This is a genomic window from [Clostridium] clostridioforme AGR2157 (assembly GCF_000424325.1).
Classification (GTDB): Bacteria; Bacillota; Clostridia; order Lachnospirales; family Lachnospiraceae; genus Enterocloster; species Enterocloster clostridioformis_A.
This window is the reverse complement of the sequence record NZ_AUJR01000007.1, coordinates 87158-114097: the sequence shown is the minus strand read 5'-3', so window position 1 is coordinate 114097 and position 26940 is coordinate 87158. Positions and strand designations below refer to the sequence as shown.

Sequence of the window (26940 nt, the reverse complement as noted above, 5' to 3'; positions counted from 1 at the left end):
AACGTGATAAAACACCCCTCTCAATCCTCTGCCAGGCCGCGGATAAAGGAAACCGAATCTGCCTGGATTCCCGCGGCCCGCTCTCCCAATTCTTTGGGCATCTGGTAAAAATTTTCATGTATCCTGTAAAATATGGATTTCTGGTTGAAAAAACCAATCTTCTCAAATGGCCACCGCATGACGGTAGGCGTCTTAAACCCCTCTCCCAGTTCCAGGATAACCAGTCTGCGGTTCAGGGTCCCTGTCTGCCATTTCTTGTATGCCTCCCACCTGGGCAGGTAGCCTTCCTCTATATAAGTCTCCGCCTCAACCGTATTGCCTGTCAGGGGAGCCTTGCAATGAGTGCAGATATCATCCGGCACCTCCCCCTCTTCCCATATATCCTTGGTACAGGCTTTGGAACACTGCCTCCAATGGATATTTCCACAGGGAGCGACCACCCGCCTGCTGTCAAAATCCGTGTCATAGACAGCTCCATCCGTCACAGTGGTAACCACATAATAATCCTTGTCCCTGACCAGACTCCATAGGGCCGCGTAAGCTTCCCGAAGCTCCTTCTGAACCTGGTCCCCCAGACAACGCCGGCGCACATCTCTTGCGTCGTCCCTTAATTTCCATTCCCCTCCGATGCCTATAAGTACCTTTTCCGCGCCGGACAGCGCCTCTAACAATTCCTTCTTCTGCTGGTCCATATCCACTTTCACTCCTGTCATTCTTAAGGCTGCCCATGAACCGAAGTGCGTCTGATATTCCGCTTCAGGCCCTGGCGCCGTCTTATGCTATCATACCATAAAACATGGCAGGCTTCAACGCTGCCTAACCCCGGATGGCCGGATGTGACCGGGACCGGGATCGCCATATGTCCCCCATGCAGGCTGTTCTTCCCGGTTGCATTTTCGCCGGACCTGCTATAAAATATAGGAAGCAAATACAGAAAAAGGAGCCTGTCAAAAGGCAGACCGGAATGGGATTCCGGCCTGGCAGCGCAGGTGAAGAGGTGAAGCATCATCATGAAATCAGCACAAGACCTGAGAAGATTACTGGAATCCATTGACCGGAAAGGGTATCCGGCCTATAAAGATACGCGGGGGTCATATGACTTTACGGATTATGTACTTTCCATCGACCATGTACAGGGAGATCCCTTTGCATCCCCTTCCAAATTAAGTGTATTTATTCCGCTCCAGAGGGCCGCCTACCCCAGCGGATATTTTGACGCCCCCCACAAGCAGACTGCCCTGGAAGATTATCTGGTCAGGCAGTTCTTCCAGGAAATCGCCAAGTACAATTTTAAAGCAAAAGGTTCCGGCAAAAGCGGCCTGATTGCCACCAGCCGGCCAGGGCCTGAGATTCTGAGCCGGACAGCCTGCGAATGCAGCCCTAAGGGCATAACGGCACGCTTTGAGGCAGGTTTTCCGGCCAATGGCAGGACCATCAATTCCGGTGAACTGATTAAAATTCTGTTTGACTTCCTGCCGCGGTGTGTCAAAACCGTATTTTACTATAAAAACAGGCCTGCCCAGGAGGTAAAGGCCGTGTCAGACCTGGCGGAAGACCAGCGTTTCATCCGATGTAAACTGGAACGCCTGGGACTGGTCTCCTTTGTGGCAGACGGTGCCATCCTTCCCAGGGAAAGCGGCATTTCCAGCCGGCCCATGAAGGGCAGCGTGCCCTTCCAGTCACCGGATTCCCTCAGAATGGAATTAAACCTTCCTCATCATGGCAGAATCACCGGCATGGGACTTCACCGGGGCATTACCCTGATTGTGGGAGGCGGATATCATGGCAAATCCACCCTGTTAAAAGCACTGGAGTCCGGCGTCTATAACCATGTGGCCGGGGATGGACGGGAATTTGTTATCACTGATTCCACTGCCATGAAGCTGCGGGCAGAGGACGGCAGAAGCGTCCAGAATGTGGACATTTCCCTGTTTATCAACGACCTGCCCAACAAAAAGGACACCCATTGCTTCTCAACTGAGGATGCCAGCGGCAGCACCTCCCAGGCAGCCGCTGTCATCGAAGGGATTGAGGCCGGAAGCCGTGTCTTTCTGATTGACGAGGACACCTCCGCCACCAACTTCATGGTCAGGGATGATCTGATGCAGAAAATCATCAGCCGGGACCAGGAGCCCATTACCCCATTCATTGAGAGGGCCAGGGATTTGTATGAAAAATCAGGCATTTCAACTGTTATGGTGGCAGGAAGTTCGGGAGCTTATTTCTATATTGCAGATACCATCCTCCAGATGGACTGCTATGAACCACTGGACATCACGGATAAGACCAAGGCCTTCTGTTCCGGCTACGGCGTTGAGCCCATCACCTCTGCCCCTGGCTTTCTTCTTCCGTCCGGGGGACGCAGACTGTTAAGCAATAAAGGCGGTTCCCAGACTGCATCGGGAAATTCTGCTGCCGAAAGCAGGGGAAATTACAGAGGCAGGGGGCCCCGGGGCGGCGGCCGCGACGAGCGCATCAAGGTCAAGGTATATGGAAAGGATTCCCTGCAAATTGGCAAGTCCCCTGTGGACCTCCGTTTTGTGGAACAGCTCATTGACTCTGAACAGACCAATACCCTGGCACAGATGCTGCGCTACTGTGTGGAACACCAGCTGCTTGAACGGTACACGGTAAAGGATACGGTCTCCATGCTGCTTAAGGAGATACAGAAAGGCGGGCTGGCAGCCGTGGGCGACAGCTCCTACGCGGCCTGCGGCCTTTCCATGCCGAGGATCCAGGAGATATACGCCTGCATCAACCGCTACCGCAATTAATCCCTGCAAAAATCAGTATCATGGTTTTATTAAAAACAGCGCTTCCTCTGCCTGCAATGGCAGCTGGGCGCTGTTTCCTTTTACTTCGCTACTGTTTCTATTTTCTTAGTCCGTTTCCTCTAATATTCCTTTCCATCCAGAATCTCCAGATAGTCCTTCAGGTTCTTCTCCAGCAGTGCGGGCGTGTCCAGGTTATAGGGACATTTTCCCTTGCACTGGTTGCAGTGGAGGCACTGTTCAATTTTCTTCATTTTCTCCTGAGCGTCCGGTGTCAGCCAAGCCGCGGAAGGAGCCCTGCGTATCATAAGGGACATCCTGGCACAGTTGTTGATTTCAATACCCACGGGACATGGCATACAGTATCCGCAGCCTCTGCAGAATTCTCCCAGGAGCTCTTTCCTGTCCTTATCAATCAATGCCCTTATCTCATCTGTCATCTGAGGCGGATTCCCCACGTAAGACAGGAATTCATCCAGCTCCCTTTCTCTCTGAACGCCCCAGATTGGAAGCACATTGTCAAACTGGGCTAAATATGCGTAGGCTGCCCGTGAATTATTGATAAGACCGCCGGATAATGCCTTCATGGCAATGAACCCCATGCCTGCCTCCCCGCACCGCTCCACCAGTTCCAGGTCCTTATCCGTGGCCAGATAACAGAATGGAAACTGCAGTGTCTCATAAAGGCCTGAATCAATTGCCTCCATTGCCACTGACAGCCTGTGGTTGGTGATTCCTATGTGGCGTACCTTGCCCTGCTCCTTAGCCTCCAGCACGGCTTCATAAAGTCCGGTGCCATCTCCCGGCTTTGGACAGAAGGGCGGATTATGGAATTGATAGAGATCCACATGGTCTGCCCTCAGGTTTTTCAGGGAAATCTCCAGGTCCTCCCAGAATTTCTCTGCTGTCTTTGCGGCTGTCTTGGTTGCGATAAACACCTTATCACGTATTCCCTCAAGCGCGGCTCCTAACTTCTCCTCGCTGTCCGTATAATTCCTGGCTGTGTCAAAGAACGTGATTCCTCCTTCATACGCCTTTTTTATAAGGTATACCGCGTCCTCCTCCGGTATTCTCTGGATAGGAAGGGCCCCAAACCCATTCTTGTTCACAGTTATACCTGTTTTCCCCAAAGTGACTTCCACCATCTTATGTACCTCCTTCAAGCCTGCTGTTTTTTATCATTCTACCATAAAACAGCTGTCATCTACAACATGAGGACTCAAACAAGCATAAATTATAAGGCAAAAAATAAGAACGCTCAGTTTACAGGCGTCCTTATCTTTATATGGAATTGCCGTGTATACAGGATTACGTGTCTCATGCACTGAGAGTCATGTCTCCTCCTGCCAGCATTTCTTTTAAATCATCCATGGTCATGTCCCGTTCCTTCAGCATCTCGTTGACCACCTTGAATTCCTCCAGCTGGATATGTTCCCTAAGTTCCTTTTCCTTTTCTCTCATGGTTTCCAGACAGCTTTCATACTGTGCTATGGATGCTTGTACATCCGCCAGCTCTCCCTGCAGTTTTTCAACCGGTGACTTTCTTATTCCCCGTGCCATAATCATGCGCTCCTTTTCTTTTTGATAATATCTGGTCTGAATCTGCTTCCGGGTATCAGATCGGAGGACAGGTCCATTTATTACCAGTATATGTAAGCAAATTTCAAAATATACATAAGCTGTTTAAAATACTCTGTAGGTTAAGGTACGCTGACCCGGGTCAGGTCAGACTCTGCTTCCGGCCGGTAAATCCGTGGAATCAGCTAAAGCTCATCCAAAGAGTTCATCCAAAGAGACACAAACATCTTTCCAGCTACTCGTTTTTTGGAAAAATTCATGGTATAATACTTCCATGTGCCGCCATGCTGCATTCCGGGGCTACTACCAGAAGATGGAGACCAGATGGGCTGTGTGCACCATTCCAACTACATCCGCTGGATGGAGGAGGCAAGGGTAAACCTTATGGAACAAATGGGCTGCGGATATAAGGCCATGGAAGCATCCGGCATCATGAGCCCGGTTCTGGAGGTACACTGCCAGTACAGGTCCATGGTTATCCCCATCTGAAAATATGATTATTACAAAGACAGGAAGGCTGACTAGTTTATGACAAAATCAAAGAATATCCGAATATTGATAATATCCATTTTATGTGCAATATCTCTTTTGCTGGGAGGATGCGCGGATTCATCCCCCTCTCTTTTACCGGATAAGGGTTCCTCCATAACCGCACCATCCGGGTCCGGACTGGATGTACATTTTATTGATGTGGGCCAGGGCGACAGTATACTAGCCGAATCAGACGGACACTACATGCTTATTGATGCAGGTGAAAATGACCAGGCCGGCACCGTAATCTCTTATCTAAAAGCAGAGGGAGTGACAAAACTGGATTATGTGATTGGCACCCATCCCCATTCGGACCATATCGGCGGCCTGGACAAGGTAATCGATACCTTTCCCGTAGACAAGGTCTTCCTGCCTCCTGTGGAACATACCACCAAAACCTTTGAGGACGTACTGGACTCCATTGCCTCCAGAGGACTTAAAATCACCAAACCCAAGCCCGGGGACTCCTATGATTTGGGAAACGCCTCCTTCACCATACTCTCCCCGGTAAAAGACTACGGCAAAGACCTGAACAACTGGTCCGTGGGAATCCGCCTTACTTACGGCGATAACAGCTTTGTCATGTGCGGTGACGCAGAGAACCAGGCTGAAGAAGATATTTTAAACAGCGGCGCAGTGCTAAAAGCAGATGTTCTGAAGGCAGGTCATCACGGCAGCAGCACCTCCACCAGTAATGCATTTCTGAAAAAGGTATCTCCCTCCTGGGTGGTAATCCAGTGCGGAAAAGGCAACTCCTACGGCCATCCCCATAAGGAAACCATGGAAAAGCTTAAGAAAGCAGGCTGCCAGATACTGCGCACGGATGAGGAGGGGACCATTACCGCATTCAGTGACGGCAAGACAATTACATGGAGTACCGGCAACGGCACGGTCCGCGACAACAGCAACGCTAACAGCGCCGTCAATAATACCGCCGATATCCCGGACACTGACAACGGGGCCGCGGCTGAAAATGAGTCCGGCAACAGCTCCACTCTCTCCAGCTATGTCATAAATACCAACACAGGCAAGTTCCACCGCCCCGACTGTGCCTCTGCCACCCAGATGAAGTCTGAGAACCGCAAGGACGTGACGGCATCCAGGGATGAACTGGTACAGGAGGGATATGAACCCTGTAAACAGTGTAAACCTTAAACCAAACACAATATGAGACATTCTGTAAATACTGTCTCTTACCCCAAACCCACAGAAAGGAGTTTCTATATGAAATATATCATCGACCGGCTGGAAGAGGGTCTGGCCATATGTGAAACCGAATTAAGGAAACGCATCTGCGTTCCCGTCAGCCATCTTCCAAAGAATATTAAGGAAGGCGACGTGCTAAGAGAAGAGGAAGGCAGGTTTTCCCTGGATTCCGAAGAAACAGATAAAAGACGGCGTGAAATGAAAAAGAAGCTTATGGATCTATTTGAGTAAAATCAAAAAATGACAAACGGCTGCGGGCCCGCATTGACTGCCAATGCGGGCCCATTTTCTTGTTATGTTCCTGTCATACTTCCACCGTTTCATCCCGCCTCTACCTGTTATCCGGCGATATCATCTTCCCATCCTGGTCAAACTGGTATTCCTTTCCATCAATCACGCAGGTTCCGACGGCCATCTTCCCGTCTGTTCCCAGGTAATAGAGCGAACCATTTTCCCCGTACCATCCGGTCCGCATGTTTCCGTCACCGTCAAAACAGTACCATACGCCGTCAATCTGCTTCCAGCATCCAATCAGCCGGGTTCCGTCCTCGCAGATATAGTTCCAGTATGCCCCATTCTTGTGCCAGCCCGAAGTACCGGAAGCTGCCCCTGCCCCGGAAGCTGCCCCTGCCCCGGAAGCTGCCCCTGCCCCGGAAGCTGCCTGGACCGCAGCCTGAGCCTGTGTCTGGGTACTTTCCCCACCTCCTGCATAGGGACACACTCCATTGGGATGCAGATGTGCCGGATGACCTTTGCAGTGGTAATGATAGCTTCCCAGCCCGCTGGCATTCTTGTTATCCCGGTGTCCTCCGCTGGCATCTGTTCTGCCTGAATGGGCCTGGGCCTCCATTCCCCATGGGGCCTGTCCCGTCATTCCGGCGCCTCCGGCCAGAAGAACTCCGCTCATGACCACTGCCAGCCATACCTTTACTGTCCGTTTCATCTCATTACCTCCCGATTTCATTTTTAACTCTATTATACCATAGTTCCATCTGTATGTAACATCATATTTCAGCCCTTTCCAGGGGATTTTCTCATTTTCAGGCCATTTCCGGCATAAAAAAGTGATGGAAGCACTTGCACGTTTTTCCCAATGATGATACCATAAGAAACATATGTAATGAAATCAACTAGTTTGGAGGTTTTTAAGATGGAACTAATCATACCTAAGGATTACAACCCCCGCCTCTCCATACGGGAGACGCAGGACGCAATCAAATACATACGCGATACCTTCCAGAAGGAAATGGGAAGGGAGATGCATCTTGAACGTATCTCCGCTCCCCTATTCGTGGAAAAGAGCAGCGGACTTAATGATAACTTAAACGGCACCGAGCGCCCTGTTTCCTTTGACATGCTTGGGCTTCCCGGGGAGACCCTGGAGGTGGTGCACTCACTGGCAAAATGGAAACGTATGGCCTTAAAGGAATACGGCTTTAAACCAGGCGAGGGCCTTTACACCAACATGAACGCCATCCGCAGGGATGAGGAGCTGGATAACCTTCACTCCTGTTATGTGGACCAGTGGGACTGGGAGCGTGTCATTACTAAGGAACAGCGCAGCCTGGACACCTTAAAGGATACGGTGCGGGAGATCTTCAAGATCATCAAGCACATGCAGCATGAGGTGTGGTATAAATACCCGGAGGCCGTTAAACACCTGCCAAAGGATATCTACTTTATCACCAGCCAGGAACTGGAGGACCTGTATCCTGATAATACTCCTAAGGAAAGGGAAAATCTGATTACCAGGGAGCACGGGTGCGTGTTCCTGATGCAGATAGGCGACAAACTGGCCAGCGGCAAGCCCCATGACGGACGTGCGCCTGACTATGACGACTGGAAGCTGAACGGCGATATCCTGTTCTGGTTTGAGCATTTGCAGTGCGCCCTGGAAATCTCCAGCATGGGCATCCGTGTGGATGAGGCTGCCCTGGAAGACCAGCTGAAGAAGGCAGGATGTGAAGACCGCCGCAGCCTTCCCTATCATAAAATGCTTTTAAACGGCGAGCTTCCCTACACCATTGGCGGCGGTATCGGACAGTCACGTCTTTGCATGCTGCTTTTGGACCGCGCCCATATCGGTGAAGTACAGGCCAGTATCTGGCCCAGAAAAATGCGCGATATCTGCGGGGAGAACAAGATTTATCTGCTGTAGCCATTGGCTGGGAGTGTATTATGGAATCAATCTCAATCTTTTTTATCATCGAAATAATCGGTACCGTGGCCTTTGCGTCATCCGGTGCCCTGGTAGCCATCAAACAGCGGCTGGATTTGTTGGGAGTGGTGGTCCTTGGCGTCACCACTGCCGTTGGCGGCGGAATGCTCCGGGACATCATACTGGGAATCGTCCCGCCCAGCCTGTTCATGAACCCGGTTTACGTGTACACGGCCTTTCTCACGGCCATGGTGCTCTTCATCCTGGTCTGGCTGAACCAGCAGATACTGGAAAGCCGGTATATCTCGGCCTATGAGAAGATGATGAACCTGTTTGATGCCGTTGGACTGGGAGCATTCACAGTGACGGGCATCAACACCGCGGGGACAGCCGGTTACGGGGAATATCATTTTCTCTCCATCTTTCTGGGCGTCCTCACAGGCGTGGGCGGCGGTATCCTGAGAGATATACTGGCAGGACAGTCCCCGTATATCCTGCGCAAGCATGTATATGCTTCTGCCTCCATTGCCGGGGCCATATGCTATGTCTGCCTGGGCGGCTGGCTCTCCAGGGACGCCTCCATGATATTGAGCGCAATTCTGGTAGTGCTCATCCGCCTTCTGGCGACAAAGTACAACTGGAACCTTCCCACCGCATACCATACTAAGAACAAATAAAGTGAAAAAGGCCCAGGTCCCAATCATTGTACGAACCAATGTACTGATGATTACGGCCTGGACTTTTTTGTCATGCGCTTGTGTAACTCACCTCTGCTGCTGCAGATACTTCGTAATGCTTCTTTGGAATATCTTCATACTGCTGTCCACATTCCTGTTTTCCATGAGTATCTTTGATACTTCCCCGTCCGCCAGGCTCATAACCTGCTCATACTGCTGGAATTTGGGCTCTATGACTCCATTTTCAATTACATTGTAAAGCAGGCTGCTGTTGATGACCTGCTCTCCCTCATCCATGTCCTCCTGTATGATGGCAGCTGCCTGGGCGGAGCCGGTAACGCTTTTGAGCACAGACACGCCCTGGGAATACCGGAATATGTCCATCTGCATCTCCTCATTTCCGGTCAGCTGTTTCAGAAACTCCCACGCCAGCTTTTCATGCTTTGTATTGCTGTTGATTCCCATGAGAAGGGAATCGACCCTGGAACGGTTCTCCCCCTCCTTGCCCGCGGGAAATGTGATGCAGTCCCACTGGAACCTGGTGTATTTCTTAATCCGGTAAGGATATGTCTTATAGGTCCTGTACTCCGCAAAGGTCAGGGGCATGAAAGCCACGTTCCCCTTGTTGAAATCCTCCTGGGTCACGCTCTGCCCCTGGTTAAGGTCATTAAGGCGCTTCATGTATTTAATGGCATCCAGGACATGGGAGTCTGTAAAGGGCAGTTGCTGCTGGTCCCCGTCATAAAACCTTCCCCCGCTGGTGTAGACCGCGTTTCTCCAGCTGTAATTATAGGTTCCGAACTGGTCCAGCAATCCATCTCCGTTTACATCCTTTGTTATCTTCCGGCAGATTTCATACATGTCGTCCCAGGTCCAGTCCTCCTCCGGCACCTCAATCTGCTCCTTGGCCAGAAGGGACTTGTTGACAAATAAAAGGACCGGAACCGTTTCATAAGGAAGGGCGCACTGGTGTCCGTCGTACTTTCCCGCATCCAGGGCAGTGGTGAAAAAATCATTCCGGTCAAATCCGGCGTCGTGCTCGATGAGCTCGTCCAGGTTTTTCATGACTCCCAGGGACGCATACAGGTTAAAATCCGTATCAGGCACCATAAACACATCCGGCATCTTTCCCTCTAAAAGCTTTCTGGCGCACCACTCCGAGTAATCCTCCTTGCTGATTCCGCTGTAGTAGTGTATCTTCACCCCGGGATGCTCCTCCTCGAACCTTGCGATTGCCTTGTCCATGATGACAAAGCTGCTGGCACTGGCCACGTCCCAGTTGCTTCCCGTGAACATGCCGAATTCCAGGACAATCTCCTTCTCATGGTACTTATATACACATCCAAGCAAGCCCACAAGGAGGAACACGGCTGTTCCCAACCCCATTGTCCATTTCCATCCCTTCATCCCAATCTCATCCTTCCTTCTGCCAGCCTCTTGTCTTCCCCCTGCCCGCGTACTCTGGTCCGGTCAAATCTCAGGTACCCAGCCGCTTTCTTACGTTGGTCTGGACAGCCCAGATTGCCAGCTGGGTGCGGTCCCTCAAATCCAGCTTGTTCAGTATGGTGCTGAGATAATTGCGCACCGTTCCCTCTGACAGCCTAAGGGCCTCCGCTATCTCCCTGTTGCTGGCTCCCTTTTCCACCTGGGCTATGATTTTCCATTCTGTCTTTGTGAGCTCGTCCACATTCTTATCGCCCACAAGTATGGTGTAATCCGCCTGGGCCATCTGTGAAAACAGCCTCAGCACCTTGGTGGCAATATCCGGGTTAATCATAGCCCATCCATTGTACACAGTGGTGATGGCATTGGCCAGTTCATCTATGGACACGCCTTTTAACAGGTATCCGCTGGCACCGTACTTCAGGGCATTGTAGACGTACTCGTCATCGTCAAACGTGGTGAGTATGATAATTTTAATCTGAGGATAATTTTCCTTGATGATTTTCGTGCACTGCACACCGTCCAGCTTGGGCATCCGTATGTCCATCAGTATAACATCGGGTTTGTTCTTCCTCACACAGCGGATGACCTCCTGCCCGTTGGATGCCACATCCGTAACCATTATATCCGGCCTGCTGTTGAGCACAATCTGCAGGCTCTGGCGAATCAATTCCTGATCGTCGGCAATCAATACTTTAATCATAAGTCTCCCCCCATCGGATTGGTATTCTTGCATTTACAGTAAATCCGTCGCTGCCGTCAAATGTAACAACGCCGCTCAGCATCTTAATCCTCTCCTTCATATGCTTTGTCCCGAATCCGCTCTTTATCTCCTTACACCCGATTCCATTGTCCTTGATTTGCAGAAGGATGTCCGTATCCTCCTTCTTTATGGTAATCCATATCTGGCTGGCATGGCCATGGCGCAGGGCGTTGGTGATTCCCTCCTGGATGACCCGGTAAATGGCGTTTTCCTCGTCCTCATCAAATTTCAGGTTCTTTACCTGGCAGTCAAAATACACCCTTGCGCCGGACACAGCGTTCATGTCCGCTACCATCTTGCTGATGGCGTATTCCAGGCTGAAGCGCTCCAGGGCGTCCGGGCGCAGCTGGCTGACAGAGCGCCGTATTTCCTTAATACCGTCCCTTGTGACCTTGGAAATAAGCTCCAGCTGGTCCTTTGTCTGCTGGGGCGACGTGCCTATTGTGGCCAGACAGGCGTCTATGCCTGCGGCGATTCCGGTCAGGGTATGGCCCAGGGTATCGTGGATTTCCCTGGCCAGGCGGTTCCTCTCCCTTGTCTCTGCCATCTTCTCCGCCATCACGGAATACTCCTGAAGCTGCTCATTCACGTCCTGAAGCTGCTCGTTGAGGGCGTGTATCTCGTCCAGATTTCCCTGCTGCTGGTTGATGATGTTCACACAGTACACCACGAACATGATTACATTCAGGGATACCAGGATATTATAGCAGCTGAGCAGATACTGCTGGGTGGATGCATTGTAAAATGAGATATAATCCTGTATGGAATACAGGCGGTAGGAAATGGAAAGCAGTTCGTAATCAGCCAGGATGAAGCTGCCGATTGCCACTGCCGCCAGAAAATACCTGGATTTCCCGTTCTTGGCATAGAGAATTACATTGGAAAACACCAGCAGCAGAATTCCGTTGTAATTAAAATTCAAAAGTATGATGATGGCAAAACAAATAGCAAAATCAGCCACAAGGCTAAAAAGAATCACCTTGCTGTTGTCCGGAAACAGCCGGTCCCGCACAAACATGCTGCCTGCCAAAAGAGCCAGAAGAAGGGCGCAGATCCAGATGTTCCGGTAAGGGTACCAGACAATGGCCTGGATGCCGCTTAAAAACTCCCTGGCAACATAGCTGCGCCGTATATTTTCAATTGTGGCATATATAAATATGCTGATTCCCATTACGGATACCACATTAAGCGCCAGAATTCCCAGCTGCAGGATGCGTACCCGCCTGTTATCCATATTCGTATCCATCTACTCACTGCCACCCGTCTATCTCAAACTCATGGAGATTGTCCCTCGTAATCATGGTGCTGGGCAGGCTTATGTATTTCTCCACCGGATCCCCGTCCAGGTATCGGTAAGCAGTCTCAGCCGCCTTCCTGCCTATGGACCTTGGGCTCTGGGCGCTGGTTCCTGTCACATAGCCCACATCCAGAATTGCCTTGAAATCCGGAGAGCCGTCAATTCCGTAAATCAGGACGCCCTCCTCCCTCCTGGCCTGCTGCAGGGCTGCCAGAGCGCCCAGGGCCGTGGGGTCATTGCCTCCCAAAATCACGTCAAAGCTGATGTCCCGGCGCAGGAGGTCGGCCATCACATGGGAGGACACCTCAATCTCGCCTGCCGCAGCTTCCCTGTATACCACCTGGTAATTGTCATTGTCCGCTATGGTGTCCAGAAAGCCCTGTTCCCTATTGGTAATGGAGGTCTGTATGGGATTGTTGAGGATGACGATTTTAGCCTTGTCCTTTCGTTTCATCATATCCAGGGCGCAGAGCTGGCCTGCCTGGTAGTTATCCGTCTCTATAATGGAAATCACGGAATCCCTGTCCTTCACCACCGTATCCACATTGATGATGCCGACTCCTGCCTCTCTGCATGCATCCAGGGCCGGCTGTACCTTTTCCCAGTCCACGGGATTTAAAAACAGCATCTGGATGCCCTCGTCTATCATCTCCTGAATCTGCTCGTTCTGCTTTTCCTGGTCCTGAAGGGGGTCCCGGGTGAGAAGGATATCGCCGTTGGCTTCCACCACCTCTTCAATCCCCTCATTGAGTACATCAAAATACGGATTATTCCTGGTCATATAGGTGGCCCCGAACAGCCTGGCCTCATGCTGGCGCCCGCTCCCGTCCGCATGGCCGCAGCCCTCCAGCAGGAGCATAATGCCCGCTGTCAGGATTAACAAACCTGTCCCTATCTTCATCTGGTTCCCGCCTCTCTATCCTTGCCTTCATTTCCTTGCCTTCATTTCCTTGCCTTCATTTCCCGGCTGCCTGGTCATATCCCCGGCCCGGTCCTTTCCCATTATACCGCAAACAGGCGCATCTGTAATATTTCATAGGAACTTTTTGCAAAACATTGACTTCGACAAAAAGCGCCCCACTGCCGTGAAACGCTTTTGCCGTAAACCAGGCTTTATTCCGCCTTTTTGTTTCTTAGGTAATCCACAAAAACAGCCAGGAGAATAACGGTTCCCTTTACAACGTACTGCCAGAAGGAATTGACATTCAGCAGATTCAGGCCGTTGTTCAGCACGCCGATAATCAGGCCGCCTATGATGGTGCCGCCGATTTTGCCGGAGCCGCCTGCCATGGAGGTACCGCCCACCACAACGGCCGCAATGGCGTCCATTTCGGCTCCGTCTCCTGCCGTGGGCTGGCCGGAATACATACGGGATGCCAGGACCACTCCGGCAAGTCCTGCCATGATTCCCGAATAGGTATGTACCAGGAATTTTACCTTGGCCGTGCTGATGCCTGAGAATCTGGCTGCCTGGGAATTGCCGCCCACTGCGTAGATATGGCGCCCCAGCTTTGTCTTATTCATGATAATGGCCGTGATAATCAGCACCACTGCCAGAAGTATGACTGGAGTGGGGACTCCGCCCACGTACCCGGCTCCCAAAAACTGCCATTCCTTTGTGACCACCCGCACGGGTGAGCCGCCTGTATATACATAGGCCAGTCCCTTTGCGACATTCATGGTGGCCAGGGTCACGATAAACGGCGGTATGGTTGTCTTTGATATGACCACGCCGTTAATCATGCCCACCACGGTGCCCACCAGTACGCCGCCCAGAACGCCCGCTGCTATGGGAAGGCCGTAGCGTGACACACAGCCGGCTGCAAAGCAGCCTGAAAGGGCGATGATGGAGCCCACGGACAAATCAATGCCCCCCAGGATAATGACCATGGTCATGCCGCAGGCCAGGAACAGGTTGGACGATATCTGTCTCAGTACGTTGAATATATTTTTCTGGGTCAGAAAGGAGCCGCTGGTCTTTGGGAACACGGATAAGAAAATACACAAAATAAGCAGGGCCCCGATGATGCCGATATTATCCTTGAAATATTGTTTTACATTTTTCTGCAATCTGGTTGTCATTTGACTTTCCCCCTTTTCTTACTTTGCCGCCAGCTTCATGATTTGTTCCTGGGTGACGCATTCCTCATGGCTGAAGCACCCGGTTATACGGCCGTCGCACATGACATAGACCCGGTCGCTCATGTTGAGAATTTCAGGCAGTTCTGACGATATCATGATGATGGACATGCCTTTCTTCACCAGCTCATTCATAATTGCGTATATCTCAGACTTGGCACCCACGTCCACGCCCCTGGTGGGCTCGTCCAGAATCAGTATCTTAGGGGCGGTGGCCAGCCATCTCCCAATCATTACCTTCTGCTGATTGCCGCCGGACAGGTTCCCGATAAGCTGTTCCTGGGACGGAGTCTTGGTATCCATCATCTCGATGTACTGCCGGGTAATCTCTTCCTCCTTGTCCGCATCCACCCATATGCCCTTTATGAAGCTTTTCAGCACCTCGATGGTGGAGTTAAACCGGACGCTCTGCACCTTATACAGTCCCTCCTGCTTCCGGTCCTCAGGCACCAGGGCAATACCGAACTTCATGGCATCAATGGGAGATTTGATGGCTGCCTTCTTTCCTTCCACGCTGATGTCACCCGTGTAACCGGGCGTCAGTCCGAAGATACACTTCATGGTCTCGCTCCTTCCGGCGCCTACCAGCCCCGCAAAACCGATGATTTCCCCCTCACGCAGTTCAAAGCTGGCCCCTTTGACCATCTTCCCGTCTGCAATGTTTTCACATTTTAAAACAACCCTGCCGGGCTCCATGTAATCCCTGGTGTAATACTTGGTCAGCTCCCGGCCCACCATCATGGCAATGAGATGGTCCCTTGTTGTATCCTTCACCGCCTCGGTTCCCACATAGGTTCCGTCTCTCAGCACGGTCACCCGGTCGCAGATCTGCTCCAGCTCGTCCATCTTATGGGATATATATATGATTCCCACGCCCTTTTTTGTGAGCTCCCGCATGGTGCTGAACAAAAATTCCACTTCCTTGTCCGATATGGATGAAGTGGGCTCGTCCATCACGAGAATCCTGGAATGATAGGAAATGGCCTTGACGATTTCCACCATCTGCTGCTGGGCAATGGTAAGGTCCTTGACCAGCGTCCCCGCGTCAATGCTCATGTGATATGTGTCCAGAAGCTGCCGGGCTTCCTTTTCCATGGTCTCATGGCTGACCCAAAGCCCCTTTGACGGCTCCCTGCCAAGAAAGATATTTTCCGCCACAGTCATGTGAGGTACCAGTACCAATTCCTGATGAATAATGGAAATGCCGTTGCTGTGAGATGCATTTACCCCGTCAATGGTTACCTTTTTTCCGTCAATAAAAATCTCGCCCTCTTCTGCGATGTAGATGCCGCCCAGAACCTTAATCAGCGTGGATTTACCTGCTCCGTTTTCACCGAGCAATGCGTGGACCTCGCCGGCCCTCAGTTCCAGGTCCACCCCCTGAAGCGCCTTGACTCCCGGAAATGATTTGTGGATGTTCTTCATTTGAAGCAGAACTGTTTCACTCATAATCTCACCTGCCTGTTCTTCTATTCATATGGTTCCTGACAGAGTTTCCTGCCGTACTTTTCTATTTTGGTCCTGTCAGATAAAAAGTGCCTGGCCCCCGCGAGGGCCCAGCACTTTTCAGACTAATCTCTTACTGCCATCCATCTGTGCCATACTTATCTACATTTTCTGCTGTAATAAGGAAGGTTTCTACCGGATATCTTGATTCGACCTTGTCGCCGTTTAAATATGTATACATGATATTCACTGCGGACTGTGCAATCTTAACAGGAGACTGTGCGCCGCTTCCTTCAATCAGGGATTCCCCGGAAGCCATCTCTGCCTTGATGTCAGGAGAGCCGTCCACGCCGTAAATCATACAATCTGTAAGACCTGCTGCGTTGGCTGCCGCCAGTGCTCCCAGTGCAGTGGGGTCATTGCCTCCGAAAATAGCAACCACATCGCCGTGAGCCTGCAGCAGATCCTCTGCGATACCCATGGAAACCTCCAGATTGCCTTTGGCATCCTGCTGTGCAACGATATTAAAGCCCTTTCCCTCAATTGCATCTAAAAATCCGTTTGTTCTGTCCGTAACGGAATTCATGGTAGGAGAATCCAGTACAATGATATCCCCGCCGTCCGGGCATTTCTTTACAAGGTCCTCGCCGCATACCTTGCCTGCGTTATAGTTATCGGATCCGGTGTAGGAAATCAGGTAGGACATATCCGCCACCTCTGTATCAAATCCCACGATGGGGATTCCTGCTTCCTTAAGCTGGTCCAGGGCCGGAAGGATTCCCTCTGCCTCTGCCGGATTCATGAACATGGCGTCAATATTCTGGGAAATCAGATCCTCTACCTGGGTAATCTGAAGAGTAACATCATTGGCAGGATCCACTGCAATCAGCTCGTCGCCGTTGGCCTCAGCCATTTCCCTCATCCTCTTCTCAATGGTGACAAAGAACGGGTTGGTTCCATCCATACATGTATAGCCGAACTTGTAATGCTTGTCCGGGTCCTTCTTCTTCACATCAGCAGACGCCATATCGGCCGCTGCCGGCGCTGCCGCCTCTGTGCCTTCCTTGCTCTCCTCTGCCTTATCAGGCTCAGCGGCCGCCTCCTTGGCTTCCTCTGTGGTCTGGGCCTGGGTTGGCGCCTCTGCGGCGGCTGCCGTTGTCTGGGAGTCCCCGCTGCCGCACCCTGCCAGGGCGGATCCTGCCATTGCTGCGCACATCATTACTGCCAACAGCTTCTTAGTACTTTTTTTCATAAGTTACCTCCTTTTGCAAAATGTTTTGTTGTTTTTGCTGTAATCAAATCTTATCACGCTTTCCTTTTTAACACATGTGCACAATGTAATCATTTTTATATGACATTTGTCATATTTTCCATCATCACTTTTGCTGTTTTCCATTCTGCCTCCGCAAATTTTCATCGTTTTGCACAACTGTCTGCTGGGGGGTACTCATTGCACAGCAGACGCAGGGGCGGCTCATCCTCCTCTATGACCGGAAAACGGCCTGCCGGCAGATAGAATCGGTTGTCCCGGTTATCGTCATTGCACATGGATACCTCTCCCAACAGCACGGGCCCTGTGCCCGGCTCCAATTGGAAATCGTGATACAGATAGGGCTGGATGGTAATGCTCTCCCCAGGGCACAGCCGTATCTGCGTTCCCGCGGGAACCGTATACTCCCGTCCGTCACTGTGTATCAGCACATCCGTATCAGCCAGCCCTTCCTCTTTGTCGGCATTATATACGCCTATGAGCACATTGCCTCCTCCCCGGTTGATGATGTCCTCCATCTTATTCCAGTGGAAGTGCATGGCGGCAGACTGTCCTTCCTTCATGTACAGCAGCTTTTCCGCATAGGGTTTTGTGTACTTATCCATGGACACATTGCCGTTTCTCAGGGTGATGAGGGAGAAGCCCACCTTGTCAAAATCCCCCATTCCAAAATCAGTGATATCCCATCCCAGCATGTTATCCCGGACCTCATCGTATTCGTGGCCCTTCTCTTTCCACTCTTCCGGCGTAAAATAACAAAATGGGGGCAGTTTAAAGGAGCATCTGTCAATCATCTTTTCCATGTCCCTCAGGGCCCTGTTGATTTCCGAACGTTTCATGGCCTTTCCTCCTTTTCCGTCTTACTCCAGATGCGAGAACACCTTGATTGTGTGGAGCACATCCTCCTTCATGGCCTGGACTGCCCACTGGGTTACATCGTGGAAAAATACATATTCCCCGGCTGCCGCGCATTTTTCTTTTACATACATGCCGCCCGCCTTGGCCAGGTAGGTGTAGTAATTGATTTTCCTGACCCCGTTGGCAATGCATTTCTTAAAATCTTCGTCGCTGACCCCGGAGCCGCCGTGCATCACGATGGGAATGCCAATGCTTTCCCGAATCCTGTGTATCCTGTCAAAATCCAGCTTTGGCGTGGTCAGATACAGCCCGTGCACGGTGCCGAATGAGCAGGCCAGGGCATCTATCCCGGTGAGTGTGGTGAAAGCGCGGGCCTGTTCCGGGTCCGTATAGCAGCTCTCCACAGCCTCCCCTTCTTCGCCTTCTCCAACGCTTGAGAATTCCTGCCTTCCCATGGCTCCAATCTCAGCCTCCACAGAAGCGTCCCAGTTTCCGGCCATTTCCACTGTAATCTTTGTGTTTGCCGCATTTTCCTCAAAGGGCAGAACGGAACCGTCGTACATCACTGAGGTGAATCCCATTTCCAGGGCTTCCCGGAGGATTTCCAGCTTATCGCCGTGGTCCAGATGGACGCATACAGGCACAGAGGATTTCTCTGCCATCATCACCATCACAGGCCCGATGACCTTAAGAGGGACAATGGACTCATGGACCGGCGCAAACTGCAGAATAACCGGCTGTCCCAGCTCCTCAGCCGCCCCTAATACGGCCTGAATTCCCTCCAGGGATGTGATGTTGAAGGCGCCAACTGCTATCTTTTTTGCATCTGCCAGGTCTAAGACCGCTTTCATTGAAACTAACATGTTATATATTCTCCTTTCTTCCGGCCTGTGCCGGAACATTCATGGTTCTTCTGTCTTTCGAAACCATCCGCGTTTTGGCCCCAAAGAGCATTCGTTTGTTTGGCCCCAAAGGGTATTCGTTTGTTTGGCCACAAAGGGTATTCGTTTTATGTCACGGGCGGATGATGTTCTGCTTCTCCCATCCTGCCTCCATCTTCTGCCTCAGCTCCTCAAAGGACAGCAGGCCGCTCAGGGCGTCGTAGGCCGTGACGCAGGAGGCACCCGTGGCAGCTGCCAGCCGGACGCATTCAAGCGGCGCACAGCCGTCCAGCATGGCCTTTATGAAGGCGGCGATGCTGGTATCCCCTGCCCCTGTCCCTGACAGGATGCAGTCCGGTACATAGCTGTCCTCAAAATGGCTGATATCATTCCATCCTGTAAATCCCGGCAGGAACTCCTTCCACACCGGCTCAGGTGCTGTCTTCAGGTACATGCCCGCTGCCCCGCATTTCAGAAGAACGCACCTGGTCCCCATGGACAGCGCTCTGGCAGCCAAAGGCTCCACGTCCTCCTTCAGAGACAATATGCCTGTGACATCCCCGCCTCCTGCCGTCTCCTGCCATTTGCAGTACAGGGGGCGGTCCAGCATGTATCCCAGCTCCTCAATGCTTGGCACGAAGAAATCCACATAGGGCAGCACCCGTTCCAGTATCTTTGCCCAGTCCCTGCCTGCCGCTTCGGAATCCGGGTCCACCGCTACCAGGTCCAGGGACGTGGTAAGCCCCATGGATTTTACCTTCTTAAAAAGCCTTACCAGCTCCTCCCCGTCATCCAGATAGAACTTTCGCATGATTGGAGGATAACCAAAATGAAAATGTGCCGCTTCCCCTACTTTCCCAAAGTCCACGTCCTCGCAGCCAAAGGTATCATTGCAGCCCGGATCGTGAAGAAAAAACCGGTCCAGTCCCTTGGGAGCCAGCACAATGGTATAGGATGTATTCTCCCCCGGAACCTGGCTGATGCAGGTCTCACAGCCGTGTGCGCTTATCATGTCCTTCAGTGCATTCCCAAAATAATCATCCCCTATTTTAGCCATCAGAACCACGTCCGCTCCCAGACATTTGAGACCCAGACCTGTGTTGGAAACAGCTCCTCCGGTGCACATCATGGCTTTTCCCACCTTAAGCAGCTTTCCCGGCTGAAACAGTTCAGAGAGCTTCTGCTTCCCGCTGTTTTGGAAAACCGGCGTAATGTCCAGGGAAATATGCCCGGCCACTGCTATCTTTTTTTTCCTTCTTCCATCTTACTTCCCCCTTCCGCACCCAATCATAGCAGTTTTCAAGGATAAATCCAATGGTTTGTGTGCAATTATTACATAGGTAATATTTAATATGACATTTGTCATATGCATATTGCACAACGCAAAAAAAACAAAAGTGATAAATCCATGAAAACGCAAAAAGGCCCTGAGGAGCCGTGATATTCACAGCGCCCCAGGGCCTGATTATTATTCATTTAACTGGTACATGCATATTCAACTGGTACATACGGATTCAACCGATATATGCGGATTCTATGTTTTAATCACAAAACTCACGCGATTGCCGCTGCTGTCTGTCCCCGGACCACTCTATGGCGTCATAGGCCTGGGCGATGTTCAGCATATGGTCGCCGATTCGCTCATAGTCAGTCAGCATTTCCGAATACAGGATGGAGGACTCCACATTGCAGTTGCCCTCCCGCATGCGGTCAATCTGGTTCTGACGGAACTTGCGGGTTATATCGTCAATCCTCTGTTCAATCTCAGCCACCTTAGGCAGCGGGGACTGCGTGTCCCCGGCAGCTGCCGCCATCAAAAGCTCCATGCCTTCCCGGCAGGTTTCCTCCATGACAGCGAATTCCTTCTTTGCGTAATTTGAAAACTGAAGTCCTTTTGCCTCTATGGTTTCGGCATACTCCGCCAGGTTCATGGCATGGTCGCCGATTCGCTCAATATTTCCCAGAATGGTATACATCCTGTTCAGGGTGTCAATATCCTTGGGCGTCTGGTCCAGCACAAGTATCTTGGAAATCTTCTGGGACAGCCTCATATTGCTTAAATCAATCTCCTCTTCCCGATCCGTGATAGCCTGGATTCCTTCCGAAGCACCATCCTCCACTGCCTTGAAGCTCTGGGATACATTCTCTGCCGCTGTTGCCAGCATTCCCTTAATCTCATCATGAATCTGGTTGATCGCAATGGTGGAGATACCAAGGTGGTGCTTGGAGGCCATAAGTCCCTCGAACCACTGGTCCGCATCCTTTACATACACTGCCTTATCCGGAAGAATGGCAATGGCAATCTTCTCCAAAAGCGCGCCAAAGGGCAGAAGAATGAGGGTGGTGCTGATATTGAAGATGGTATGGACATTTGCAATCTGAGCCACCGGATTATCCGGAGTCAGGCTTACCATGAAGTCCGTAAACGGAGTCAGGATGCACAGGGTCACAAACAGCGCCGTACCAATCACGTTGAACATCAGGTGAATCAGCGTGGTGCGCTTTGCATTGCGGCTGGTTCCCACGGAAGCCAGAAGCGCCGTGATACAGGTACCGATATTCTGGCCGAACAGCACGAACACGGCACTGTGAAGGTTGATGACGCCGCCCATGGCCAGGGCCTGAAGGATACCCACAGACGCGGACGAGGACTGGATGATGGCTGTAAATACCGCGCCCACCAGGATTCCCAGAAGGGGATTGGAAAACTTGGTCACCATGTGGATGAAGGTCTCAGAATCCCTCAGCGGAACCATGGCATCGCTCATCATGCCCATACCGATGAACAGGACACCGATACCGGCGATAATGCCTCCCACATGCTGTACCTTTTTATTTTTCGAGAAAATCAGGGACATGACGCCCACAAAGGCGATTAGCGGGGCCAAGGCTCCTATGTCCAGGGCAATAAGCTGTCCCGTAATGGTGGTGCCCACATTGGCACCCATGATAATCCATACAGCCTGCTTCAATGTCATAAGACCTGAGTTGACAAATCCTACGGTCATGACGGTTGTTGCTGAAGACGACTGAATCAGGGCCGTGATTCCGGTGCCCACCAGCACTCCCAGAAAACGGTTTGCCGTAAGGCGCTCCAGTATCTGCTTCATACGGTTTCCAGCCACAGCCTCCAGATTGGTACTCATCATCTGCATGCCGTACATGAACAGGGCCAGGCCGCCCAGCAGGCTTAAAACCAATTCTACTCCCATGTGTTTTCTCCTTTTGTCTGAGGAAATAAGTTCTTACTATATTATCATTTTATGGATAATCTCGTGCGTCCCGGAATGATTCCGGGTAAAAATGGGCAAAAATATGGCATAGCCCGCCATCCCAAACAAAAGATCGCAGGTTATGCCTCCTTTATCATATTCTTGCGGCATCCGTCACACAGGGCGTTTCCCATGATATCTATAGCCTCGTTTCCTGATTATTTACCATTTTTTTACGACTTCTTTACACATACTCATTATACGGGATATTTCATATGTCGTCAATATCGTTTCCCGCCAGTAATGTAAAGTCTATGTAAATTATGTGTAAAATCTCTCCCGGAAATACATATATTCACAAATATCTCCCGGGACGGAACCACGTCATTATCCAATTATTGAGTATATTGCTTTTTCCCCTGTTATTATACACTGCCTGCATATCCCAGGCCCCCGGCCAGGGCCAGCAGGGCAAACATGGCAGTGCCGCCCCGCGGACAGCTCGTGGATGCCACCGAGAATGCTCCCGGCCACACCTTAAAGCATGGCCTCATGCTCCCGGCCATAGACCTCAATCTGTGTCAGGGCAGGAAAGGGAGAGGGGTCGTCTGCCTTGATAAGCTGTCCGAAGGTAAGCCATGTGATACCCTTGCGCTCCAGACTGATGATATGGGGTTCAACGCTCTTTTCAAGCTCCACTGTCTCAGAGGTTCCGTCGGAAAAAGTAAATGTCACCTTTTTCCACCAGTTGTCATGAGGGAAGTCCGCCCTTGTATAGAGGACAATCTGGTCAAAATCCACGGGGCGTCCAAACTCCAGCGTCATTAGGGCATCGTCCTGCATATTGATTCCCCATGACTCATATGGCCACTTTCCGTGGGACAGGTTTGCCTTCACCCCGTCAATGGCGTTGCGGGCCGCAAACACGGCCTCTCCCCTGGTTTCCACATTAGCATGGGCGTGGGGATAGCATTCCTGGCCCTTGTGCTGGTCCATAACGTTCTTTGCCAGATTCCGGTATGACTTAATCTCATAATCCCTGGCATAGCGCATGGTCAGATAGTGGCGCTCTCCTGTAAAAGACTTGGGGTTATAGGATGTCTTCCCCTCTGCAAAGGGGACCTCATAGACCAGCTCATTACCGGCCCCATAGATGAATGCCTCATCCATGGTATCATCCACCCGTATGATATAAAAGCGGTTCTTTTCCGGAAGGGAAAAAAGAATCTTATCCCCCTCCTCGTATTCGCCCTTCCATGCCAATACGGCCTGTTCTCTGCCCATGGCCTCTGCCTTTACCGCATCGTTCTTATCCTTTACTGTAATCTGCATTCCCATATATATTACACACTCCTTTTTACATCAATTTCTTTTGGGTTCTTTCATTCTACCATGGAGTCCCTGGGAATACCATATACAAAAAAGTTTAAATTCACAAAACTTTCACTTTTTATTCATCATAGTCTGCTGTTCCTGATGTTATAATAGAAAAAATAATGAATGAAGGGGATGATTGGATGAATTGGAATGAAACACTGAGAAACAACGTAACCCGCGCCGAGGAACTGAGAACGTATATGAGACTTACCAGCCAGGAGGAGGAACACATGACCCGGATCCTGGAACGCTTTCCCATGACAGTCACAAGATATTATCTGTCCCTCATTGACTGGAACAATCCGGAACAGGACCCTGTGTTCAGGATGTCCATACCCTCCATCCGTGAAACCGATCTGTCAGGGGACTTTGATACCAGCGGAGAAGCGGACAACACCGTGCTTCCCGGCCTGCAGCACAAATACGCCCAGACAGCACTCATCCTGTCCACCCACCGGTGCGCCATGTATTGCAGGCATTGTTTCCGCAAACGGCTGGTGGGAATCTCCGACGACGAGACAGCCGGAAATGTGGACGAGATGGCTGCCTACATCGGCTCCCACCCTGAAATCACCAATGTGCTCATATCCGGCGGGGATTCCTTTCTGAACAGCAACCAAATCATACGCCGGTATCTGGAGGCGTTCAGCTCCATCAGCCATCTGGACTTAATCCGTTTCGGCACCCGCACCCCTGTGGTGCTCCCCATGCGGATTTATGATGACCCGGAACTTCTGGATATACTGGCCTCCTATACAAAAATCAAACAAATCTATGTGGTAACCCAGTTCAACCATTCAAATGAACTGACTCCGGAAGCAGTAAGAGCTATCCGCTGCCTGATTGACGCAGGTGTCATCGTAAAGAACCAGACCGTGCTGTTAAAAGGAATCAACGATGACATCCTGATACTCGGAACCCTGTTAAAGGATCTGACAAGATACGGCGTCATTCCCTATTACATTTTCCAGTGCCGTCCCGTATCCGGGGTAAAAAGTCAGTTCCAGATTCCTCTGACAGAGGGCTGCCGCATCGTGGAGGGGGCAAAGAACATGCAGAACGGCCAGGGCAAATGCATCCGCTACGCCATGTCCCATGTCACCGGCAAAATAGAAATCCTGGGCCAAGTGTCCGACGGAAAAATGCTTTTTAAATATCATCAGGCAAAATATGAAAAGGACCGTGGACGTATATTCAGCGAGGAATTGGCACCGGGGCAGGCGTGGCTGTAGGGCGGGACTGACTGCGGCGGGGACTTGGACTATGCCGCAGAATGGTCCACAGCGCACGCCGGACTATGCCGCAGACAAATTTCAAGCCGCAGACATTTCCCTAATAGGGGCATGTCCTGCGGCCTTTCTTCTGCCATAGGCTGCTGTCTATGTAATTACATCAGTGACAGATACAGGTTCTTGATATCCTCAAAGGATGGGTCCTTTGGATTGCCTGGGCGGCAGGCATCATCCATGGCGGACTGTGACAGGAAATCCACATCCTCAGGCTTTACGATTTCCTTTAAGTCAGCCGGGATACCTACGTCAGCGGACAGCTTCTTTACCGCGTCCACTGCTGCCTTGCGGTATTCCTCCTGTGTCATGTTCTCAACGCCCTCTACGCCCATGGCAATAGCAATGTCCCTGAACTTGGTTCCTGTGCAGGGTGCATTGTATTCCATAACGGTTGGTAGGATGATGGCATTTGCAACGCCGTGTGGGGTATCATATAAAGCGCCCAGGCCGTGAGCCATTGAGTGTACAATGCCCAGACCGCAGTTGGAAAATCCCATTCCGGTCAGATACTGGCCCAGAGCCATGCCTTCCCTACCCTCCGGCTTGTTCTCCACTGCATCCCTCAGGCTGCGGGCAATGACTTCAATAGCTTTTAGGTTAAACATGTCAGTCATCTCCCAGGCGCCCTTTGTGGTATAGCCCTCGATTGCATGGGTCAGGGCATCCATGCCGGTGGCTGCTGTCAGTCCCTTAGGCATGGAGGACATCATCTCCGGATCAACCACTGCCACTACCGGGATATCATGGGTATCCACGCATACGAATTTACGCTTTTTCTCCACATCCGTGATAACGTAGTTAATGGTAACTTCCGCCGCAGTGCCTGCTGTGGTGGGAACTGCAATAATCGGCACAGACGGATTCTTGGTAGGAGCAACGCCTTCCAGACTTCTCACATCCTCGAATTCAGGGTTGGTGATGATAACGCCGATTGCCTTGGAGGTATCCATGGAGGAACCGCCGCCAATGGCGATGATATAGTCGGCGCCGGATGCCTTGAAAGCTGCAACGCCGGTCTGCACATTCTCGATGGTTGGGTTAGGTTTGATATTGGAATAAATCTCGTAGGCCAGTCCTGCATCCTCCAGTACCTTTGTCACCTTGCAGGTTACATTGAACTTAATCAGGTCAGGATCGGAACATACAAAAGCCTTCTTAAAGCCTCTTGCCTTTGCCTCATTTGCAATCTCCTTGATTGCGCCTGCGCCGTGATAGGATGTCTCGTTTAATACGATTCTGTTTGCCATGATTCTCTTCTCCTTTACTTTGACTGTACGCCGCCGGACCCATCTTAATTGTCCGTGGATTTGCTTGGTTACTTTTGTTAATATTATAACAAGTCCGTTTTTAAAATAAAAGTGACAAACATCCCTGTCTGTCACTTTCTTTTAAGATTTGTGCAGTTTCACCATTTAGAATTATGCATAATCACCAATTTCTATCTCTGCTGCGGCTGCGGGTATCCGGGACTTAGAGAAGTTTCAGTTTTCCAAAAACCTCTGCCAGCTTCGGCGGCATGGCTTCCACCAGCTTATCAGACATTTCCCGGGGCGTGTCCTTCATGCCTCCCAGAACCCACTTCACAGTCATGTATACGGAACCCTGGCAGTACATCTCCAAAAGGAACTGAAGCTCCTGGCCCAAAGGCTGGCTGGTCTTTCTTGCAATCAGGTCCGTATAAAACTGGAGAATCAGTTCAAAGTCATGTTCCTTCAATGAATTCCTGTCATCGGAGCGGAACGCTTCTGTGAAAAACACCTTTTCATTGAGAATGAACTCAAACTTCTGGGTCAGGCTCTCCCCCACCGTGTGCCCCATGCCAATCTGCTCAAAGGACTGAAGCACCAGCTTGTCAAAATACCAGTTTATCAGGTCGTATTTGTCCAGAAAATTCCGGTAAAAGGTCTGCCGGGTCACGCCGCAGCCCTCCACAATATTTTTGACCGTAATCTTATCCACCGGCGCTGTCTTCATGCACTCCTTGACGGATTCCGCCAGCTTATATTTTGTTTTCTCCTGCTTTCCTGTAACGGCCATGGTATTC

The 26940-nt window shown here is 51.0% G+C and carries 24 protein-coding genes and 1 pseudogene; 7 read left to right on the top strand and 18 right to left on the bottom strand.

The features are described 5' to 3' along the window. Positions 1-20: 20 nt before the first annotated feature. Entirely contained in the window at positions 21-692 is a 672-nt protein-coding gene (locus G614_RS0104410; RefSeq protein WP_027640970.1) for a hypothetical protein, read from the bottom strand. 318 nt (positions 693-1010) lie between these two features. Between G614_RS0104410 and G614_RS0104400 the strand changes: the two genes are divergently transcribed. Then, positions 1011-2774 (top strand): ABC-ATPase domain-containing protein, encoded by a 1764-nt coding sequence (locus G614_RS0104400; protein WP_027640968.1) that lies wholly within the window; start codon positions 1011-1013, stop codon positions 2772-2774. A 119-nt stretch (positions 2775-2893) separates the two neighbouring features. Here G614_RS0104400 and G614_RS0104395 read toward each other — a convergent pair whose 3' ends face one another. Together G614_RS0104395 and G614_RS0104390 are read right to left on the bottom strand one after the other, a co-directional pair. Next, entirely contained in the window at positions 2894-3916 is a 1023-nt protein-coding gene (locus G614_RS0104395; RefSeq protein WP_027640967.1) for an aldo/keto reductase, read from the bottom strand. 172 nt (positions 3917-4088) lie between these two features. Then, positions 4089-4331, bottom strand: a complete 243-nt coding sequence (locus tag G614_RS0104390; RefSeq protein ID WP_027640966.1) for a hypothetical protein — start codon at positions 4329-4331, stop codon at positions 4089-4091. 294 nt (positions 4332-4625) lie between these two features. Here G614_RS0104390 and G614_RS26770 point away from each other — a divergent pair. From G614_RS26770 to G614_RS0104375, 3 genes and pseudogenes are all read left to right on the top strand, one after another. Continuing rightward, positions 4626-4826: pseudogene (locus tag G614_RS26770) on the top strand (acyl-CoA thioesterase); the annotation flags it as partial. A gap of 51 nt (positions 4827-4877) precedes the next feature. Continuing rightward, entirely contained in the window at positions 4878-6035 is a 1158-nt protein-coding gene (locus tag G614_RS0104380) for a ComEC/Rec2 family competence protein (RefSeq protein ID WP_027640965.1), read from the top strand. A gap of 69 nt (positions 6036-6104) precedes the next feature. After that, the gene (locus G614_RS0104375) at positions 6105-6317 is read left to right on the top strand and encodes a DUF3006 domain-containing protein (RefSeq protein ID WP_027640964.1); all 213 of its coding nucleotides are present in this window, start codon (positions 6105-6107) and stop codon (positions 6315-6317) included. Positions 6318-6417: 100 nt separating this feature from the next. Here G614_RS0104375 and G614_RS0104370 read toward each other — a convergent pair whose 3' ends face one another. Then, positions 6418-7029: an N-acetylmuramoyl-L-alanine amidase family protein gene (locus tag G614_RS0104370; protein ID WP_027640963.1), complete on the bottom strand. Its 612-nt coding sequence runs from the start codon at positions 7027-7029 to the stop codon at positions 6418-6420. Positions 7030-7236: 207 nt separating this feature from the next. Here G614_RS0104370 and asnA point away from each other — a divergent pair, with 207 nt between their 5' ends. Next, positions 7237-8244 carry an aspartate--ammonia ligase gene (asnA, locus tag G614_RS0104365; protein WP_027640962.1) on the top strand — a complete coding sequence of 336 codons (1008 nt, stop codon included), beginning with the start codon at positions 7237-7239 and terminating at the stop codon, positions 8242-8244. Positions 8245-8264: 20 nt separating this feature from the next. Continuing rightward, the gene (locus G614_RS0104360) at positions 8265-8921 is read left to right on the top strand and encodes a trimeric intracellular cation channel family protein (protein ID WP_027640961.1); all 657 of its coding nucleotides are present in this window, start codon (positions 8265-8267) and stop codon (positions 8919-8921) included. Between the two features lie 87 nt (positions 8922-9008). On the opposite strand, the gene G614_RS0104355 is transcribed toward G614_RS0104360, so the two are convergent. From G614_RS0104355 to G614_RS0104285, 12 genes are all read right to left on the bottom strand, one after another. Further along, complete coding sequence (locus G614_RS0104355) at positions 9009-10328, bottom strand: ABC transporter substrate-binding protein (protein WP_027640960.1); 1320 nt, start codon at positions 10326-10328, stop codon at positions 9009-9011. A gap of 70 nt (positions 10329-10398) precedes the next feature. Beyond that, positions 10399-11067 (bottom strand): response regulator transcription factor, encoded by a 669-nt coding sequence (locus G614_RS0104350; RefSeq protein ID WP_027640959.1) that lies wholly within the window; start codon positions 11065-11067, stop codon positions 10399-10401. Beyond that, positions 11060-12373 carry a sensor histidine kinase gene (locus G614_RS0104345; RefSeq protein WP_027640958.1) on the bottom strand — a complete coding sequence of 438 codons (1314 nt, stop codon included), beginning with the start codon at positions 12371-12373 and terminating at the stop codon, positions 11060-11062. Before G614_RS0104345 ends, G614_RS0104350 begins: the two co-directional genes overlap by 8 nt. 4 nt (positions 12374-12377) lie before the next feature. Continuing rightward, positions 12378-13325 (bottom strand): sugar ABC transporter substrate-binding protein, encoded by a 948-nt coding sequence (locus tag G614_RS0104340; RefSeq protein WP_002588397.1) that lies wholly within the window; start codon positions 13323-13325, stop codon positions 12378-12380. A gap of 212 nt (positions 13326-13537) precedes the next feature. Further along, on the bottom strand, positions 13538-14506 hold the full coding sequence (locus tag G614_RS0104335; RefSeq protein WP_027640957.1) for an ABC transporter permease: 969 nt from the start codon (positions 14504-14506) through the stop codon (positions 13538-13540). 18 nt (positions 14507-14524) lie between these two features. Next, on the bottom strand, positions 14525-16012 hold the full coding sequence (locus G614_RS0104330) for a sugar ABC transporter ATP-binding protein (RefSeq protein ID WP_027640956.1): 1488 nt from the start codon (positions 16010-16012) through the stop codon (positions 14525-14527). 130 nt (positions 16013-16142) lie between these two features. Continuing rightward, the gene (locus tag G614_RS0104325) at positions 16143-17261 is read right to left on the bottom strand and encodes a sugar ABC transporter substrate-binding protein (protein WP_027640955.1); all 1119 of its coding nucleotides are present in this window, start codon (positions 17259-17261) and stop codon (positions 16143-16145) included. 161 nt (positions 17262-17422) lie between these two features. Further along, complete coding sequence (locus tag G614_RS0104315) at positions 17423-18118, bottom strand: D-lyxose/D-mannose family sugar isomerase (RefSeq protein ID WP_027640954.1); 696 nt, start codon at positions 18116-18118, stop codon at positions 17423-17425. Positions 18119-18139: 21 nt separating this feature from the next. Then, positions 18140-19000 (bottom strand): class II fructose-bisphosphate aldolase, encoded by an 861-nt coding sequence (locus G614_RS0104310; protein ID WP_027640953.1) that lies wholly within the window; start codon positions 18998-19000, stop codon positions 18140-18142. Positions 19001-19151: 151 nt separating this feature from the next. Further along, positions 19152-20255, bottom strand: a complete 1104-nt coding sequence (locus G614_RS0104305; RefSeq protein WP_330366747.1) for a carbohydrate kinase family protein — start codon at positions 20253-20255, stop codon at positions 19152-19154. Positions 20256-20559: 304 nt separating this feature from the next. After that, positions 20560-22230: a Na/Pi cotransporter family protein gene (locus tag G614_RS0104300; protein ID WP_027640951.1), complete on the bottom strand. Its 1671-nt coding sequence runs from the start codon at positions 22228-22230 to the stop codon at positions 20560-20562. 537 nt (positions 22231-22767) lie between these two features. Next, positions 22768-23568, bottom strand: a complete 801-nt coding sequence (locus G614_RS0104285) for a DUF7402 domain-containing protein (protein ID WP_027640950.1) — start codon at positions 23566-23568, stop codon at positions 22768-22770. 179 nt (positions 23569-23747) lie between these two features. Here G614_RS0104285 and G614_RS0104280 point away from each other — a divergent pair, with 179 nt between their 5' ends. Next, a complete protein-coding gene (locus tag G614_RS0104280) occupies positions 23748-24839 on the top strand; it encodes a KamA family radical SAM protein (protein ID WP_027640949.1) in 1092 nt (363 codons plus the stop codon). A gap of 155 nt (positions 24840-24994) precedes the next feature. On the opposite strand, the gene fucO is transcribed toward G614_RS0104280, so the two are convergent. Both fucO and G614_RS0104270 read right to left on the bottom strand, forming a co-directional pair. Next, the gene (gene fucO, locus G614_RS0104275) at positions 24995-26143 is read right to left on the bottom strand and encodes a lactaldehyde reductase (protein ID WP_027640948.1); all 1149 of its coding nucleotides are present in this window, start codon (positions 26141-26143) and stop codon (positions 24995-24997) included. A gap of 223 nt (positions 26144-26366) precedes the next feature. After that, positions 26367-26933 carry a TetR/AcrR family transcriptional regulator C-terminal domain-containing protein gene (locus G614_RS0104270; RefSeq protein ID WP_027640947.1) on the bottom strand — a complete coding sequence of 189 codons (567 nt, stop codon included), beginning with the start codon at positions 26931-26933 and terminating at the stop codon, positions 26367-26369. Between the last annotated feature and the right edge of the window lie 7 nt (positions 26934-26940).